This is a genomic window from Methylocystis suflitae, from assembly GCF_024448135.1.
GTDB classification, from domain to species: Bacteria; Pseudomonadota; Alphaproteobacteria; order Rhizobiales; family Beijerinckiaceae; genus Methylocystis; species Methylocystis suflitae.
On the sequence record NZ_JAMRYX010000091.1, the window covers coordinates 66920 to 83919 of the forward strand.

At 60.9% G+C, this 17000-nt stretch carries 16 protein-coding genes; 15 read left to right on the forward strand and 1 reads right to left on the reverse strand.

What is annotated here, in order from left to right; all coding sequences use genetic code 11:
• Window positions 1-80 precede the first annotated feature (80 nt).
• The 15 genes from NEI07_RS07915 to hypB all read left to right on the forward strand — a co-directional run bounded on the left by NEI07_RS07915 (window position 81) and on the right by hypB (window position 16364).
• Window positions 81-2450, forward strand: coding sequence for an alginate export family protein (locus tag NEI07_RS07915; protein WP_256033861.1), 2370 nt, complete (start codon window positions 81-83; stop codon window positions 2448-2450).
• Between the two features lie 356 nt (window positions 2451-2806).
• Entirely contained in the window at window positions 2807-3892 is a 1086-nt protein-coding gene (locus NEI07_RS07920) for an NADH-quinone oxidoreductase subunit B family protein (protein WP_256033862.1), read from the forward strand.
• An 86-nt stretch (window positions 3893-3978) separates the two neighbouring features.
• Complete coding sequence (locus NEI07_RS07925) at window positions 3979-5730, forward strand: nickel-dependent hydrogenase large subunit (protein ID WP_256033885.1); 1752 nt, start codon at window positions 3979-3981, stop codon at window positions 5728-5730.
• Window positions 5731-5789: 59 nt separating this feature from the next.
• Window positions 5790-6248 carry a nitrogen fixation protein NifU gene (locus tag NEI07_RS07930; protein ID WP_256033865.1) on the forward strand — a complete coding sequence of 153 codons (459 nt, stop codon included), beginning with the start codon at window positions 5790-5792 and terminating at the stop codon, window positions 6246-6248.
• Window positions 6249-6268: 20 nt separating this feature from the next.
• Window positions 6269-6892, forward strand: a complete 624-nt coding sequence (locus tag NEI07_RS07935; RefSeq protein ID WP_256033866.1) for a DUF5947 family protein — start codon at window positions 6269-6271, stop codon at window positions 6890-6892.
• Window positions 6885-7532 carry a DUF6084 family protein gene (locus NEI07_RS07940; protein WP_256033867.1) on the forward strand — a complete coding sequence of 216 codons (648 nt, stop codon included), beginning with the start codon at window positions 6885-6887 and terminating at the stop codon, window positions 7530-7532. Before NEI07_RS07935 ends, NEI07_RS07940 begins: the two co-directional genes overlap by 8 nt.
• Window positions 7529-8890, forward strand: coding sequence for a hypothetical protein (locus NEI07_RS07945; RefSeq protein WP_256033868.1), 1362 nt, complete (start codon window positions 7529-7531; stop codon window positions 8888-8890). The genes NEI07_RS07940 and NEI07_RS07945 overlap by 4 nt, the downstream gene beginning before the upstream one ends.
• Window positions 8887-9378: a hydrogenase maturation protease gene (locus NEI07_RS07950; RefSeq protein ID WP_256033869.1), complete on the forward strand. Its 492-nt coding sequence runs from the start codon at window positions 8887-8889 to the stop codon at window positions 9376-9378. The genes NEI07_RS07945 and NEI07_RS07950 overlap by 4 nt, the downstream gene beginning before the upstream one ends.
• A 171-nt stretch (window positions 9379-9549) precedes the next feature.
• Window positions 9550-11949: a carbamoyltransferase HypF gene (gene hypF / locus NEI07_RS07955; protein ID WP_256033870.1), complete on the forward strand. Its 2400-nt coding sequence runs from the start codon at window positions 9550-9552 to the stop codon at window positions 11947-11949.
• Window positions 11913-12209 (forward strand): HypC/HybG/HupF family hydrogenase formation chaperone, encoded by a 297-nt coding sequence (locus NEI07_RS07960; protein ID WP_256033872.1) that lies wholly within the window; start codon window positions 11913-11915, stop codon window positions 12207-12209. The genes hypF and NEI07_RS07960 overlap by 37 nt, the downstream gene beginning before the upstream one ends.
• A 5-nt stretch (window positions 12210-12214) precedes the next feature.
• On the forward strand, window positions 12215-12904 hold the full coding sequence (locus tag NEI07_RS07965; protein ID WP_256033873.1) for a D-sedoheptulose-7-phosphate isomerase: 690 nt from the start codon (window positions 12215-12217) through the stop codon (window positions 12902-12904).
• Entirely contained in the window at window positions 12901-14043 is a 1143-nt protein-coding gene (gene hypD / locus NEI07_RS07970) for a hydrogenase formation protein HypD (RefSeq protein ID WP_256033876.1), read from the forward strand. Before NEI07_RS07965 ends, hypD begins: the two co-directional genes overlap by 4 nt.
• The gene (hypE, locus tag NEI07_RS07975) at window positions 14040-15107 is read left to right on the forward strand and encodes a hydrogenase expression/formation protein HypE (protein ID WP_256033878.1); all 1068 of its coding nucleotides are present in this window, start codon (window positions 14040-14042) and stop codon (window positions 15105-15107) included. The genes hypD and hypE overlap by 4 nt, the downstream gene beginning before the upstream one ends.
• Window positions 15108-15117: 10 nt before the next feature.
• A complete protein-coding gene (gene hypA / locus NEI07_RS07980) occupies window positions 15118-15456 on the forward strand; it encodes a hydrogenase maturation nickel metallochaperone HypA (protein WP_256033880.1) in 339 nt (112 codons plus the stop codon).
• A complete protein-coding gene (gene hypB / locus NEI07_RS07985) occupies window positions 15456-16364 on the forward strand; it encodes a hydrogenase nickel incorporation protein HypB (protein WP_256033881.1) in 909 nt (302 codons plus the stop codon). Before hypA ends, hypB begins: the two co-directional genes overlap by 1 nt.
• Window positions 16365-16385: 21 nt before the next feature.
• Here hypB and NEI07_RS07990 read toward each other — a convergent pair.
• The coding region (locus NEI07_RS07990) for a transglutaminase-like domain-containing protein (RefSeq protein WP_256033882.1) at window positions 16386-17000 on the reverse strand (615 nt) is incomplete at its 5' end.

The window sequence follows — 17000 nt, forward strand, 5'->3', positions numbered from 1 at the left end:
AAGCGCCCTCTCAGGAAGTTTCGGGAAAAGGGGGGCAATCGGATAGCGGCGCAAAAACAGCCGCGCTGGAAAAAGGGTCAGTGAAGGCGAAGACCAATGGCGCGGGTGTCGCTGCTGGTCCCGGGGCGCCGGCGGCGCCGCTGGTGAAGAAGAGCTACTACGTGCCGACCCGCGGCTATCGTTTGGAGCCGCAACCCGACATTCCGCCCTATGTGCGCAATCTGGCTAAGACCTACAAGGAATTCGAAGGTATTGACTGGCTGAACGTCGGTCTCGATTCGCGCGTGCGTTTCGAATATCGCAAGGACGACTATCGGCCTTGGACGAATACGACGACCAATCCGCCGACGTCGCAGCGAAGATATTTCCCCAACTCGCTATGGTTGTCGCGGACGCGCGCCTATTTGGGCGTGCAGAATATTCTCGATCCGTTTCGTTTCGTCCTCGAGCTCCAGGACTCGCGCGCCTATAACAGCATCTATCAGTTGCAGGGACAGGAGATTAATCAGACGGAGCTCATTTCCGGCTATGGCGAACTTTATTTCAAGGACGCCTTCGGCAAGGACGATCTCGGCAATGATCGGCCGCTGACCCTTCGCGCCGGACGCTTCCACTTCGAGCTGCTCGACAGACGATTGATCGCCGAGAACGAGTTCCGCAACACGACCAACAACTTTGACGGCTTCCGGATCAAAATCGGCAAGAAGGATAATGACTGGGATATCGACAGTTTCCTGATGCGGCCGGTTATTCGTTATCCAGATCAGTTCGACCGACCTGACTGGCAGAACTGGATCTACGGCAGCGTGTTCAGTATCCGCCGCTGGTCGGAATATGCGACGATCCAGCCTTATTTCTTGGGCCGCAAGCAATATGGGGATCCGCTCAACGTCTCGAACGCGCTGAAGTTTCATCGCGACACTTATGCGCCCGGCCTGCGCGTCTATGGCGTGATCAACGACTTTGATTACGACTTCGACATCAACAAGCAGTTTGGCGAAACCGGCGAATTCCGCGATCTCGGCGCGCGTCGCAACGCCATCCAAACGACCGTCCAGCACGACGCCATCGCCTATGCATTCGAGGCTGGCTATACGTTTTCAGACCATCCGTGGAAACCGCGGATCAGCGCCAACTACGCCTATGGCTCGGGCAATAAGAGTCCTTTCGACAGCGTCAATCAGACCTTCGATATCTTCTATGGCTTCAACCAGCCTTTCTCACGCAACGATTATATCGCGTGGAATAACGTCAAAGCGCCCAAGGCTCGGCTGGAATTTTCGCCTTTCAAAGATCTCCGGATCGATACGGCGTTCAGCGCCTATTGGCTGGCGAGCGCGGCGGCGGCCTGGGATCGCGCCAATCTCTTTGCTCCGCTCGGCAACAGAGGCACGTTTATGGGCACGGAATATGATTTGCGCATTCGCTATAAACTGAATCAGTTCATCAATCTGACAGCGAGCTACGCGCGCTTCTGGCCGGGTTCGTTTACGTCGAGCTTCGCGCCGCCGGTCGCATTGCAGCCGTTCTTCCCGCAATCTTTTTCCGGACAGACAACGACCACGAATGGCCTGACCGGGCGCCCGACCGACTTCTTCTATCTGGAGGTCTCAGCCAATGCCTTTGGCGACGGCAATCCGATCACCAAGCCGCCGGGCTCGGATTTTCTCGCTCTCTTTTCGCCCGAGGGGCCTCCGCCGCCGCCTGCGCCGCCGCCAAGCTGGTCTGACGTTTACGTCGGTCTCAATGGCGGTGGAGCTTGGTCGAGCCCGCGGTCGATCGTGCAGCCTTGGCCATTCGGCGCCGCCGCCGCGAGTCCAGCCGTGGCCGCCAGCGCGACGCCGATCGACCAGACGAACCATCTCGCCGGCTTCATCGGCGGTTTCCAGATCGGCGCCAATTGGAAGTTCGCCGACAGCTTCTTAGCCGGCGCCGAGGCGGATCTGCACGGCGTTTCGGGCAACACCGACACGCGGTGGCAAGCGACCCTCGCGCAGGGAGGCGGCAATAGCTTCGCCACTTATGCGCAGCACACCGCGACCCTCAATTATTTGGGAACGATCCGCGGCCGCTTGGGCTATCTCGTCACCCCGACGCTCGCCCTCTATGGCACGGGCGGCATGGCCTATGGCGGCGTCATTTCCAACGCTGCGATTTTCACTCGCCGCATTGGCGGCACGAACCAGACGCTGGTCAATCCCGCCTATCAGGACAGCTTGATCGGTTGGACGGCGGGCGGCGGCGTCGAATGGATGTTCACGCCAAATTGGAGCGTCAAAGTCGATTACCTTCGCTACGATCTCGGGGCTGCTCAAGGGTTCAATTACGCGGCCCAGTCGAACGGCCTTTACGCCTATGGCGCATCAAGCTCGACGCGCTTCAATGGCAACCTCATCCATGCCGGCGTCAACCGCCACTTCGATCTCATCGGCCTCGCCCAAGCAAAATAGGCTCGAGCTGGAGTGCGAGCCGCGTCAGTTACGGCAGCGCTAGTTCGCGACTGAAGCGTGCTCAAGGCTCGCTTCAGTCGCGCTCTCGCCTTCAATTTCGAGCTGGAGCCGAGACATGCGAGTGCGACGCTCGCGTCCAATTGAAAATTGCTGCCACAGTCTGCGAGCTGTGCATTTCGTTCCTTCATAGGAACATTTCTCAAGTTCCAGAGTTTTCCTTCGGCCGTGACAGGCCTGTACGCCGCCGCTGCGCGTCGGCATGGCTGCGTTGTTCGCAGCCAAAAATGCGAAAGCTGAGCAGGTTAGCCTCGGTTGGAATTTTCCGTCGCCACGTCTTTTGGTGAAAGGATTGACCGATGGCTCCAGACCCCCATCCAGTTCCCAAAGGACAAGATCGGCCTCCATCCACAATCGAAGAGCTTGACGTGCTCTGGCTTACGGCGGGACTGAGTTGCGACGGCGACTCGGTCTCAATTACCGCCGCCAGCGAACCGAGCATAGAGGACGTTATCCTCGGAGCGATCCCCGGCCTACCGAAGGTGCGCTTGCACAATGCAGTGCTCTCCTACGAAGTGGGCGACGACTTCATGAAGGCCTTCCATCAAGGCGCGCGGGGCGAACTCGAAAACTTCGTGCTTGTCGTCGAAGGCTCCATCCCGAACGAGAAGCTGAGCGGCGATGGGTATTGGGCGGCGGTTGGAACGGATGCGGCGACCGGACAGCCAATTAGAACCACCGAATGGATCGACCGATTAGCGCCAAAGGCGCTTGCCGTGATTGGCGCCGGAACATGCGCGACATTTGGCGGCATCCACGCGATGAAAGGCAATCCAACCGGTTGCATGGGCCTTCAGGACTATCTGGGCGCCGAGTGGAAATCGAAAGCCGGTCTCCCGATCGTCAATGTTCCAGGCTGTCCTGTCCAGCCCGACAATTTCATGGAGACATTTCTCTATCTGCTGCGCCAGCTCGCCGGTCTGGCGCCGATGATTCCCGTCGACAGACTCGGCCGCCCGCGCTGGCTGTTTGGTCCCACGGTTCATGAGGGATGTGACCGCGGCGCTTATTACGAAGAAGCCGATTTCGCGCAAGAATACGGCTCGCGGAAATGCTTGGTGAAGATCGGCTGCTGGGGACCTGTCGTTCAGTGCAATGTGCCCAAGCGTGGTTGGATCGCGGGTCTTGGAGGGTGCCCCAATGTCGGCGGCATCTGTATCGGCTGCACCATGCCGGGCTTTCCCGACAAGTTCATGCCGTTCATGGACGAACCGCCCGGCGCGCGCATTTCATCGGTGCTGGTCAAGCCCTACGGCGTGCTCATCCGCAATCTGCGCAAAATCACCAATCACACGCTCAACAAGGAGCCGAAGTGGCGCAATAAGGAGCCGTCCTACACCACCGGGTACGATCCTGATCGGCCGAACAAAACTCATCCACTCTAATGTAAGGGACTGCGATCATGGTCGACCTTGCAACGCGTCGCTCCGCGTCTCCGAGCCCCCATAAAGCGTCGCCCAATCTTGTCGAGATGAATTGGGATCCGATTACCCGGATTGTTGGCAGTCTCGGAATTTTTACAAAGATTGATTTCGAGAACCGGCGGGTTGCCGAATGTCACAGCACGTCGTCGATCTTTCGCGGCTACGCCATTTTCATGAAGGGGAAAGATCCCCGTGATTCCCACTTCATCACCAGCCGCATCTGCGGAATCTGCGGCGACAATCACGCGACGTGCTCTGTCTATGCGCAGAATATGGCTTATGGAATTAAGCCGCCGCCGCTCGCCGATTGGATCATCAATCTCGGCGAAGCCGCGGAGTATATGTTCGACCACAACATCTTTCAGGACAATCTGGTCGGGGTCGATTTCTGCGAACAGATGGTCAAGGAAACCAATCCAAGCGTCTGGATAAAGGCGCAACGGACGCCGGCGCGGAACGCGGGTGCTCATGGATATCGCACGATCGCCGAGATCATGACCGCGCTCAATCCATTTTCAGGCGAATTCTATCGTGAGACATTGATTGTAAGCCGATACACGCGTGAGATGTTCAGCCTGATGGAGGGGCGCCATGTGCACCCCTCCACTCTTTATCCGGGCGGCGTCGGCACCGTGCCGTCGAACCAGCTCTTTACCGAATATCTGACACGCCTCGTGCGCTACGCCGAATTTATGAAAAAATGCGTGCCGCTGCACGATGATTTGTTCGACTTCTTTTACGATGCGCTGCCCGGCTACGAGGAGGTCGGACGTCGGCGAATTCTTCTAGGGTGCTGGGGCGCGTTCCAGGATCCAAACCACTGCGACTATAACTACAAGCACATGACAGACTGGGGACGGAAGATGTTCGTCACCCCGGGCGTTGTCGTCGACGGCAAGCTTGTCACGACCGACCTCGTCGACATTAATTTGCAGATTCGCATATTGCGCGGGCAGTCCTACTATGACGACTGGGACAATTGTGAAACCTTCGTCAAGACGGATCCGCTGGGCAATCCGGTCGACCAAAAGCACCCATGGAATCAGACGACCATCCCGCGGCCGCAGAAGCGGGATTTCGACAAGAACTACTCCTGGGTGATGTGCCCGCGCTGGCTCGACAAGAACAGCGGAGATCATTTGCCGCTCGACACCGGCGGCGGCGCCTTTGCGCGCCTGGTCTCGACGGCGCTGGCAGGGCTTGTCGACATGAACGGCTATGTCAAAGCCACGGGCGACAGCGTGAAGATCAATCTCCCCAAGACGGCGCTCAAGCCTGCAGTGGAGTTTGAATGGAAGGTTCCAAAGTGGAGCAACGCCATCGAACGCGATCGGGCGCGCACCTATTTTCAAGCCTACTGCGCCGCCGCGGCATATTACTTCCTGGAGCAGGCCTTCGGAGAGATTCAGGCGGGCCGAACAAAGACCTTTACGCCATTCGAAGTTCCCGATGAGGCGATCGGCTGTGGCTTCCACGAGGCGGTGCGCGGCGTGCTGTCGCATCATCTCGTCATAAAAAACAAAAAGATCGCCAACTATCATCCCTATCCGCCGACGCCGTGGAACGCGACGCCGCGAGACGATTTCGGAACGCCCGGGCCCTACGAGGACGCGGTTCAAAACACGCCAATCTTCGAAGAGAATGGTCCGGACAAGTTTAAGGGCATCGACATCATGCGCGCGGTGCGCAGTTTCGATCCCTGTCTGCCATGCGGCGTGCATATGTATGTGGGCGGCGGCAAGACCGTTAAGACCACGCATTCGCCCATGTTCGGCGCATCGCGAAAGCAATCGCCATGAGTGGAGAGGCGCGCGAGTCGGAAACGCTTGAGCAGTCGCTGGCGCGTCTGGAAAAGCTGATGGCGACGCTGGAGAGCATCGCCGACGCGACGGGGCGCGAAACGGCGCGTGAGTTGCTGGCGCTCGTAATTGACCTGCACGCCCGTTCGCTGGCGCGGCTCAGCGCTATCATCGCAGCATCGGACGATGGCGTCGCCTTACTCGAGAAGATCGTCGAGGACCGTGACCTTCGGGCAATATTACTCCTCCACGGGCTACATCCGCAGAGCGTGGAGGATCGCCTACAGGGTGTCATCGCGCGCATGCAGCCGCAATGGAGCGCGCGAGGCCTCCATGTGAGCCTCATGAGCACGAGTAAGGCCTTTGCAATGGTTCAGCTGCAAAGGAATGGCGTTGCTGAACCTACCGACCAGTTGCGGCTGGAAATCGAGAACGCGCTCACCGACGCGGCGCCCGACCTCGACGATATTTTGATCGAATTGGACATGACCACGCTCTACGCCGAAACCGCCGCCTAGAAAGAGGGAGGCGCGACAGCATGGAAAGAGTCGAATCGGGGAATTGGGCGTCTCGGCTGCGGCGCTTCGTGCGCGCGACGGAAGAAGAGCATTGCGAGTTCTGCTCGAAGACAATCGATTCTCGGCACGCGCATTTGGTCGAGCGCGCGACACGCAAGTTCTTTTGCGCTTGTCCCCAATGTGCGTTCCTCTTGGGAGGGGGAGAGCGTTTTGCCGCCTTGCGGGCACGCGCCGATGCGCTGCACGACTTCGATCTCAGCGACGACGAATGGGAGGGTTTGCGCATCCCAATTGATCTCGCCTTCGTGTTCCGCAGCACGCCGGCCCAGGGTCCTGTGGCGATCTATCCAGGTCCGGCCGGAGCGATCGAGTCTCCTTTTGCCGCCGATGGCTGGTCGCGGCTGATCGCGGCTAATCCGATGTTGGCCCACCTTGATCCGGACGTCGAGGCGTTGCTCGTCAATCGAATGAATGGCGCACGGGAATACTATCTCGTTTCGATTGATCGCTGCTACGCGCTCATCGGGCTGATCCGTAAGCATTGGCGCGGATTGTCGGGCGGCGCAGAGGTCTGGGAGGCTGTCCGCGACTATCTTACCAATCTGCAAGACGACGTCGAGACGAAGGACGCCGTTCATGGTTGATCTCGACTTTCGCATCGAAGACGTCAAAGTCGAGAAATATTCGGCGGCGCCGCTGCTGCTGTTTGCATTGCATGTCGTAAACAAGACGCCTGATCTGCCCGTTCTCAATGTGATGTTGAACTGCCAGATCCGCATCCAGCCTGCGCGGCGGCGCTATGAGGGCGATGAGCATGATCGGCTTTCCGATCTTTTCGGTCAGCCGTCGCGCTGGGGCGAGACCATGCGGAGTCTTCTTTGGACGCATGCGAGCGTTTCTATTCCCGCCGTCGACCATGAGCGCAAGGTCGATCTGCCGGCGCCATGCAGCTATGACTTCAATATCGCAGCGACGAAATATTTTCATGGCCTGGAGCAGGGCGACGTTCCGCTCAATTTTCTGTTCAGCGGTTCGATTTTTTACCGCGACAGCGAAGGCAGATTGCAGATCGAGCAAGTTGATTGGAGCAAGGAGTGCGCGTATCGCCTGCCGTTAGGCGCATGGCGCGCGATGATGGAGCATTATTATCCGCAGAGCATGTGGCTCCGTTTGCATCGCGACGCTTTTGACGATTTGGACCGTTACCGGCGCCGGCAAGGACTTCCGACATTTGAACTTGCCTTGCAGGCGCTACTCGAAGCCAAAGCGGCGGAGGCGACATGAAACTCGACTCCGTCAGAGCGATCGCCAACGCCGTTCTTTACGAGGGCTACATCCTTTATCCCTATCGGCCGTCGTCAATAAAGAATCGTCAGCGCTGGACGATCGGGGGCGTCTTTCCGAAGGCGTTCGATCAACAAAGGGACGCCTCGCGCATGGAGACGCAAGTTCTCTTGCGGGGCGCAGAGCACGCGGCATTCAACGTCCATTTTCGATTCTTGCAGGTCATGACGCGCGAGGTCGGACAGCTGACGACGTCGGCGCAAGAGCTTCCGGAGGAAGGCGAACCGGCGCTGAAGCGCGTTCCGAGCCTCAGTGTCGACGGTCGGGAGTTGCTGGCCTGGGAGGAGGCGGTCGAACGGGAGATCGCCTTAGGGCCGCTGCGGCCGGCCGATGTCCAAGAGGTAGCCGCTGTCTTGCCGTTCCGCTTCGAAGGCGCGCGCGAAATTGAGCCGGTGCGACGCGCGCAGGACGGCTGCATCGCCGCCGTTCTCATTCGTACGTCACATGAGATCCAGGGCGTGGTTGAGGCGAGGGCGGAAAGGCTGGCGCCCGATTTGTGGAAGCTGACGATAGGAATCGACAACGTCACGCCGCTTGCGGGCGCGGATCGTGAGGAACGCGCAGCGGCGCAACTTCGCGCCTTTGCCTCAACGCATGCAATCCTCACCGTTCAAGATGGCGCGTTCGTCTCGTTGCTCGATCCTCCGGACGATCTGCGGGAGGCTGCGGCGCAGTGCCGAAATGTCGGCGCTTTCCCGGTGCTGGTCGGGGGACAGGACAATAGCGCCATGCTCGCTTCGCCGATCATCCTCTATGATCATCCGGCGATCGCGCCGGAAAGTCCCGGCGACCTCTTCGACGGCACTGAGATCGACGAAATCTTGACGCTTCGCATCCTCGCGATGACCGACGCCGAGAAACGCGAGATGGCGTCCGTCGACGCCCGTGCGCGCGCGCTTCTGGAGCGCACACATGCTCTGACCGCTGAGGACATGGCGCGGCTTCATGGCGTCATGCGCGATCACCCCTCTCAGGCCAGCCAAATTGAACCGCCGCCGATGGGTAGGGACCATGAGAAGCTTCGCCTCGTCTCGCTGCTCGATAGCGGACGCAGCCTATGTGTCGGCGCTCGCGTGCGGCTACGTCCAAAATCGGGCGGCGACATCATGGATATCGCGCTCACAGACAAGATCGCGGTCGTCGAGGCGATCGAGCGCGATTTCGAGGACCGGATCCATGTCGCGGTGACGTTGATCGATGATCCGGGCCGGGATCTCGGCGCAGCGGGCTTTCCCGGGCATCGTTTCTTTTTCAGTCAGGAGGAGATTGAGCCGATTGCTGCGGGGGATGGGCCATGACGTCGATCCTCGTCGCTTGCGTCGGCAACATCTTTAATGGCGATGACGCCTTCGGCGTAGAGGTGGCGCGCCGGCTCTCAGGGGTCACGCTCCCGGACGGGGTAAGAGTGATCGATTTCGGCATTCGCGGAATCGATCTCACTTATGCGCTGATGGATGGCTATGACGCCGTGATACTCGTTGACGCGGCGCAGAGGGGGCAAGCGCCGGGCGTCGTCTCAGTGGTCGAACCCGACCTCAACGAGGCGGGAGACTCGACCACACCCGAGGATCTGGCGCTTTCGCCGCATGAACTCGATCCGACGAAAGTTCTTCGTCTGGCGTCGGCGCTCGGCGGAAGTTGCCGGCGCGTGCTCCTGGTCGCGTGCGAACCGCTGACGCTTGGCGGCGAGGAAGGCGTCATGGGTTTGAGCGAGCCTGTCACGGCGGCGGTGGCCGTCGCCGCCGAGACGGTAGAAGAGCTGATCGATGGAATGATGGCGGCGTAACATGGCGCAATTTGCGCTAGCGCCGGATATCGGAAAAGGGAGAAACGTCATGAGCGGATGGGAGATTGCAGGCATTGTCCTGGGGCTTATCGTCCTCGGACTGCTGATCATGAATGCGAAGGACCTCTATCGCTATATCAAGATCAGCAACATGTGAGGCCGACGGCAATCATGAGTTTCGCGGCGGTAGAGCCATCGCAGGCGCTCGAATTTCGGGTGCGCGGCCGCGTTCAGGGCGTCGGCTTTCGCCCGACCGTCTGGCGCATGGCGCGCGAACTTGGGCTTGCCGGCGAGGTTCTCAATGACGGCGAGGGCGTATTGGTGCGCGTCAGCGGCGCTCAGTCGCGGATCGCTGCGCTGCTTCGACGAATCGAACGAGATCCGCCGCCGCTGGCGCATATCGACAGCATCGAAAGGCGGCGCTACAGCAGCATTCTGCCGCTAGATTTCCGTATCGCCGAGAGCATCGGCGGCTCCGCCCGCACCCAGGTCGCGCCGGATGCGGCGCTCTGCGGCGCATGCGCAGCGGAGCTACGCGATCCCGGCCAGCGCCGCTATCGCTATCCGTTCACCAACTGCACCCATTGCGGACCGCGCCTCAGCATCGTGAAGGCAATTCCCTACGACCGCGCGACGACAACGATGGCGCCCTTCGTCTTGTGCGCGGCGTGTGCGGCGGAATATTGCAATCCGAATGATCGCCGTTTTCACGCAGAAGCGGTGGCCTGCCAGTCCTGCGGGCCGACCGCGTCGGTTGTTGCTTTCGGGCAAGCAAAAATTCCGCGCGACGGCGACGCAGACGCGGTCAAACTTGCGGCTGGGCTTATCGCCCAGGGCGAGATCATCGCCGTCAAGGGACTTGGCGGCTATCATCTCGCGTGCGACGCGACCAGTCCGGAAGCGGTGGCGCGCCTGCGGCGGCTCAAGCGTCGTGACGCAAAGCCCTTCGCGCTGATGGCGCGCGATCTCGATGTCATGCGGCGCTACTGCGCAATCGACGCGCTCGAGGAACGCGAGCTCACAAGCGTCAAGGTGCCGATCGTGCTGCTACGCGCAACAGGTCCGGAGCGTCTGCCCGAGGCCGTTGCGCCCGGGCTCGACACGCTCGGCTTCATGTTGCCGACGACGCCGCTGCATCTCCTGCTCGTCGATCAGTTCGAACATCCGCTCGTGATGACAAGCGGCAACATCTCGGACGAACCCGCAGTCGTCGACGACGCGGAGGCGTATCGACAGCTTGCCGATATCGCGTCTTTTGCGTTGACGCATAATCGCGCCATCGCCAATCGCGTTGACGACTCGGTCGTACGGGTCATGAGCGGGAGATCGCGCGTTCTTCGCCGCGCCCGCGGCTACGCGCCCGCGCCGCTGCGCTTGCCCAGCGGCTTCGAGAATGCGCCCGATTTGTTGGCGATGGGCGGAGAGTTGAAGGCGACCTTCTGCCTGGTCAAGGACGCTCAGGCGATCCTGTCGCAGCATCAGGGCGATCTCGAGAACGCGGTGACGTTAGATGATTACATAAAGAATTTGGCGCTCTATCGGAGCCTGTTCGATCACGCGCCGTCGGCGATCGTCGTCGACCGGCATCCGGAATATCTGTCATCGAAACTCGGACGCGCCGAGGCCGAAAAACTCGGCGCGCAGCTGATTGAGGTTCAACACCATCATGCCCATATCGCCGCCTGTCTTGCTGAGAATGGCCGACCGTTTGACGCGCCGCCGGCGCTCGGCATCGTGCTCGATGGATTGGGTTTTGGCGACGACGGAGCGATATGGGGCGGCGAGTTCCTGCTCGCCGACTATCTTGGCTACGAGCGACTGGCGCGTTTGAAGCCGGTCGCCATGCCCGGCGGCGCACAGGCGGTGCGCGAACCGTGGCGAAACCTCTATGCGCATCTTGTGGCTGCGGCCGCGTTCGATGCGACGCTTTCTGCGTCCTGCAATTGGAGCGCCTTGAACGGCAAACCGCTTGCCACGATCGACCGGATGATCGCGAAAGGCCTCAATTCGCCGCTCGCCTCCTCGTGCGGACGGCTGTTCGATGCGGTCGCCGCCGCGCTCGGCGTCTGCGCCGAGCGTCAGGCCTACGAGGGTGAAGCAGGAGCGCGACTTGAGGCTCTTGCGGCGGCGGCGCCAAACGAGACGCGCGGCTATGCGCTTGGGATTTCCGAGTCCGAACTCATCGACGTCGATGCGGCGCCGATGTGGCGCGCAATTCTCGATGACCTGCGGCAGGGCGTTTCGGCGCAGATCATTGCGCGCCGTTTTCACCTTGGTCTGGCTCAGTCAATCACTGAAGTCGCCATGCGACTGGCGGCTGCGCGACATTTTGAAACGGTGGCGCTGTCGGGCGGCTGCTTTCAAAACCGGCTGCTTTTCGAAGGCGTCTATGACGGTTTGTGCGAGGCTGGCTTCTCGGTGCTCGCACATGCTGGCGCGCCCGCCAATGATGGCGGGCTCTCGCTGGGCCAGGCCGCCATCGGCGCCGCGCACCTAATGAGAACCGACACGACAAGAGATGGAAAGGACGGCGCATGTGTCTCGGCATCCCCGGCTGCATCGTTAGCATAGACAATGCCGACGATCTCGTCGCGACCGTCGACGTGAGCGGGGTGCGCCGGCAGATCAACATCAGCTGCATCGTGGATGAAACCCATCCTGTCGAGTCCTGCGTCGGCGATTGGGTTCTCGTCCATGTCGGTTTCGCGATGAGCCGGATCAACGAAGCGGAGGCGGCGGAGACGCTCAGATTGTTGCGAGAGCTCGGCGAGTTTCAAGCCGAACTTGAGACTATGCAAACGCTCACCGACGCAGTCGCGGCGGAGGAATAGGGATCATGACCAGTAAGAGCGCATTGGAGGTCCTTTATCCGTTTTTGCATGGCAAGGAGCAGGATCCTGCCGCCGTCGACACGGGCTTGATGCAGTCGATCGTAGAAAAGGCGCGCGAGTCGCGCGAGACGAATGCGCGTTTCTTCGTCGAGCAGGCGCCGGTCCTACTCGACGCGGCGAAGGCGCTCGCCGCCGTTTATCGCCGCGGCGGCCGATTGTTCACCATGGGCAATGGCGGCTCGAGCTGCGACGCATCCCATGTCGCCGTCGAGTTCCTCCATCCGATCACCGCAGGCCGGCCGGCGCTTGCGGCGATCAATCTCACCGCTGACGTTGCGATGACGTCCGCCGTGGGGAACGACGTAGGCTTCGAGCACATTTTCGTGCGCCAGATCATCGCTCATGGCCGGGCGGGAGACGGGCTAATCGGCCTCTCCACCAGCGGCAATTCGGCAAATCTGATCGCCGCCTTCGTGAAGGCGAGGGAAATGGGTCTGACGACCCTTGGCTTTAGCGGCGGCGACGGCGGGAGGATGGCTTCCGGTGTCTGCGATCATTGTCTTGTCGTGCCCACGACGTCTGTCCATCGCATTCAGGAGTGTCACATCGCCGCCTATCACATTCTTTGGGACCTCGTTCACACGCTGCTCGCCGACGATCGCGGCTCGGCCATAAGCAAGGACGTCGCGGCATGAGATATGTCGATGAATTTCGCGATCGGACGAAGGCGGAGGTTTTGGTCAAGGAGATCGAGCGGCTGCTTGCTCACATCGGGCGTGATCAAAGTCGGCCGCTGCAGATCATGGAAGTCTGCGGCGGACACACGCATTCGATTTTCCGCTATGGCGTCGAAGGCATGCTGCCGAAATCCATTGAGTTAGTGCATGGACCCGGCTGTCCTGTTTGCGTGCTGCCGATGGGACGCGTCGATGATTGCGTCGCCATCGCCGAGCGTCCGGAGGTGATCTTCACCACCTTCGGCGACGCCATGCGCGTGCCGGGCTCACGCAAGAGTCTGTTGCAGGCGAAGGCTGACGGCTGTGACGTGCGCATGGTCTATTCGCCGATGGATGCGCTGGCGCTTGCGCGTAAATATCCCACGCGCGAGGTCGTCTTCTTCGGCATCGGCTTCGAGACCACCATGCCGTCGACGGCGTTGACCGTGTTGCAGGCGGAGCGCGAAGGGATCAGGAACTTTTCGATCTTCTGCAATCACATCACCATCGTCCCAACGATCAAAGCAATTCTCGACAGCCCTGATCTGCGACTCGATGGGTTTCTGGGGCCGGGCCATGTCTCCATGGTGATCGGCGACGCGCCCTACGAATTTATCGCGCGCTACTACAAAAAGCCGATGGTGATCGCGGGATTCGAGCCTCTCGACATCCTGCAGTCGATCTGGATGTTGCTGAGGCAAATCGACCAGGGACGCTGCGAGATCGAAAATCAATATGCGCGTGTCGCGCCGGCGGGAGGCAACGCCGTCGCGCTGCAGGCGGTTGCGAAGGTGTATGAACTGCGCGAATTCTTCGAATGGCGCGGGCTCGGCTCCATCGATCACTCGGGCGTCAAAGTGCGCGACGCCTATGCAGGCTTTGACGCCGAGCGCAAATTCGCGGTGCCGAATGCAAAAATAGCCGATCCCAAATCCTGCCAGTGCGGCGAAGTCCTCAAAGGCGTCATCAAGCCCTGGCAGTGCAAGGTTTTCGGCCGCGCCTGCTCGCCGGAGACGCCGCTCGGCGCGCTGATGGTGTCGTCCGAGGGCGCATGTGCGGCCTATTACCAATATGGCGGCATAAAGCGGGGCCGCGACGACGAGGCGAGCGCCGCATGAACATGATTTCCATCCCGCCCCGACGTGCGCGCGGCAAGGTGCATGTGCCGACCGTCACGCTGGCGCATGGCGGCGGCGGCAAGGCGATGAAGGATTTGATCGACGACGTGTTCGTCGAAGCCTTCGACAATCCGCTGCTGACGCCGCTCGACGATTCTGCGCGGATCGATCTCCTGGACCTCGCCCAATATGGCGACCGGCTGGCCTTCACGACGGATTCGTTCGTCGTCGACCCATTGGTCTTCCCCGGCGGCGACATCGGCAAGCTTGCGGTCTGCGGCACGGTGAACGATCTCGCGGTAGGCGGCGCGCTTCCGCTCTATCTTTCCTGCGCAGTCATCATCGAAGAGGGCGTTTCGATCGATTTTCTGCTGCAGATCGCCAGGTCCATGGCGGCGACGGCGCAGGAGGCCGGGGTGAAGATCGTCACCGGCGACACCAAGGTCGTGAACAAGGGCGCCTGCGACCGGATGTTCATCACCACGACCGGCGTTGGCGTCGTCGCCGCCGGCGTTGAGCTTGGCGCGCACCGCGCGCGACTGGGCGACGCCGTGCTCGTCAATGGACTTCTCGGCGATCACGGCGCGGCGATTCTTGGCGCGCGCGGCGACATGGCGTTGCAGTCGCCGATCGAGAGCGATTGCGCGCCGCTGCAGGGTCTTATCGCAAGCCTGCTCAATGCGGCGCCGAATATCCGATTCATGCGCGATCCGACGCGCGGCGGCGTGGCGACCGTGCTCAATGAAATCGCCGAAGCCGCACAGGTCGCCATCGAAATTGACGAGGCCGCCACGCCGCTGCGCAACGAGGTGCGCGGTTTTTGTGAAATTCTCGGACTTGATCCGCTCTATCTCGCCAACGAAGGCAAGATCGTCACAATTGTACCGCCCGACGAGGCCGAACAGGCGCTCGAGGCCATGCGCGCGCATCCGCTGGGCCGACAGTCGGCCATCATCGGCAGCGTCGTCGCGGGCGAACCGGGCCGCGTCACCATGCGCACGATTTTCGGTGGCCGCCGCATCGTCGACATGCTGGTCGGCGAGCAACTGCCGCGCATCTGCTAAAGGAGCCGCCGTGCACGAGCTCTCAATCGTCTGCAGCATCGTCGAATTGGCGTCTGAGGCCGCCGAGGGCCGGGCGGTGCGCCGCGTGACGCTCGAGATCGGCACATTGTCGGGCGTCGAGCCGGAAGCTGTCGCCTTCTGTTTTCCGGAAGTCGCCCGCGGCACCCCGGTTGAAAACGCGACGTTGGACATCCGTAAAGTCGACGCCGAGGCGCGCTGCGAGGTCTGCGACGCGGAGTTTCCCACGCCCGATATGCTGACGGCGTGTCCGTGCGGCTCTCGTCAATTCCAGCGTCTACGCGGCGAAGAGCTGAACATCAAAAGCATCGAAGTTGAAGAGCCTGTATAATGTGCGCGAGCTGCGGCTGCCAAGGGCAGGGGACCACGATGACCAATCTGCAGACCGGCGCGCGCGCGGAGATCGCGGCGCTGCACGAGCATGACGGCGTGGCCCATTCACATGGGGACCATGGCCACGGTCATTTTCATGGCGAACATCATCACGAGCATCATGATTATGCGCACAGGCATGACCATGCGCATGCGCACGACCACAGCCATGAAGATCACGCGCACGATCACTCCCATCATCGAGTCGACCTGGAAACGCGCATTCTCGCGAAGAACGACGCGATCGCCGCCAAATGTCGGGCCTGGCTCGCGGGTCGCGAGATCGTGGCGCTCAATCTCGTCAGCTCGCCTGGCGCCGGGAAGACGACGCTCCTCGAGCGCGCCATCGCGGACCTCTCAGGCGAGCTGCCGCTGTTCGTCATCGAGGGCGATCAGGCGACGTCAAATGACGGCGAGCGTATTCGCGCGGCGGGCGCGCCGGTGGTTCAGGTCAACACCGGCGCCGGCTGCCATCTCGACGCGGAGATGATCGCGCGCGCGCTTTCCGAACTCAAGCCGAGCGTCGGTTCGCTCCTGTTCATCGAAAATGTCGGCAATCTCGTCTGTCCCGCGCTGTTCGACCTCGGCGAGCGCGCCAAGGCGGTCATTTTTTCGACGACCGAAGGCGAAGACAAGCCGCTCAAATATCCGCATATGTTCAGCGCCGCGAAGCTCGTCATCTTCAACAAGATCGATCTTTTGCCGCATCTTGATTTTTCGATGGAGCAGGCGCGGGAGAATATTCTCCGCGTCAATCCGGACGCTGTGATCGTTGAAGTCTCCGCCAAGACCGGCGCGGGCATGCAGTCACTCTATGGCTGGATTCGCGCGCAACGTATGGTGGTGAAGGAACAGGCGCTTCTTTAAAGAAGCGGTAAGGCGTTCTTCCTAAATCGCCGCTTCCTTGACGTCGACGCTGACATCCAGATCTTGGTCGCCGGCGCCGATAATCACGCCGTCGATCGGCGAAACATCCGCATAGTCGCGTCCGATGGCGATGGCGATATGGTCGTTTCCAACCACAATGGCGTTTGTGGGATCAAGGTCGAAGAAGCCAAATTCCGGGCCGCACCACACCGAAACCCACGCATGGGTCGAATCCGCGCCTTCCAGCCGCGCCTGGCCTGGGGCTGCGTAGGTTCGAAGATAGCCGCTGACATAGGACGCCGCCAATCCGAGACCGCGTAAAGCCGCGATCATAATATGCGCGAAATCCTGGCAGACGCCGCGGCGGCGTTCGAACGCCTGCGCGATCGGCGTCGCAATATGCGTCGCATCGGGATCATAGGCGAAGTCGGCGTGGATGCGCTGCGTCAGTTCAATGGCGCCTTCGAGGATCGGCCGCCCCGGCGAAAAGCTTTCGCGCGCATAATGCGTTGCCGCATCGAACAGCGGCGCAAAGCGGCTTGCATAAATGTAATGGGCGGGAGAGGAGGCTGCGAGCGAGTCGGACGCATAGGCGGCGTTCCTCACGATTTCCCATGCCGGCGTCAGCGCCGGCGC

Excerpts from the sequence above, each read along its gene's own strand:
- NEI07_RS07920 (WP_256033862.1), top strand. The coding sequence starts at position 2,807 with ATGGCTCCAGACCCCCATCCAGTTCCCAAAGGACAAGATCGGCCTCCA.
- NEI07_RS07925 (WP_256033885.1), top strand. The coding sequence starts at position 3,979 with ATGAATTGGGATCCGATTACCCGGATTGTTGGCAGTCTCGGAATTTTT.
- NEI07_RS07930 (WP_256033865.1), top strand. The coding sequence starts at position 5,790 with ATGGCGACGCTGGAGAGCATCGCCGACGCGACGGGGCGCGAAACGGCG.
- NEI07_RS07935 (WP_256033866.1), top strand. The coding sequence starts at position 6,269 with ATGGAAAGAGTCGAATCGGGGAATTGGGCGTCTCGGCTGCGGCGCTTC.
- NEI07_RS07940 (WP_256033867.1), top strand. The coding sequence starts at position 6,885 with ATGGTTGATCTCGACTTTCGCATCGAAGACGTCAAAGTCGAGAAATAT.
- NEI07_RS07945 (WP_256033868.1), top strand. The coding sequence starts at position 7,529 with ATGAAACTCGACTCCGTCAGAGCGATCGCCAACGCCGTTCTTTACGAG.
- NEI07_RS07950 (WP_256033869.1), top strand. The coding sequence starts at position 8,887 with ATGACGTCGATCCTCGTCGCTTGCGTCGGCAACATCTTTAATGGCGAT.
- hypF (WP_256033870.1), top strand. The coding sequence starts at position 9,550 with ATGAGTTTCGCGGCGGTAGAGCCATCGCAGGCGCTCGAATTTCGGGTG.
- NEI07_RS07960 (WP_256033872.1), top strand. The coding sequence starts at position 11,913 with ATGTGTCTCGGCATCCCCGGCTGCATCGTTAGCATAGACAATGCCGAC.
- NEI07_RS07965 (WP_256033873.1), top strand. The coding sequence starts at position 12,215 with ATGACCAGTAAGAGCGCATTGGAGGTCCTTTATCCGTTTTTGCATGGC.
- hypD (WP_256033876.1), top strand. The coding sequence starts at position 12,901 with ATGAGATATGTCGATGAATTTCGCGATCGGACGAAGGCGGAGGTTTTG.
- hypE (WP_256033878.1), top strand. The coding sequence starts at position 14,040 with ATGAACATGATTTCCATCCCGCCCCGACGTGCGCGCGGCAAGGTGCAT.
- hypB (WP_256033881.1), top strand. The coding sequence starts at position 15,456 with ATGTGCGCGAGCTGCGGCTGCCAAGGGCAGGGGACCACGATGACCAAT.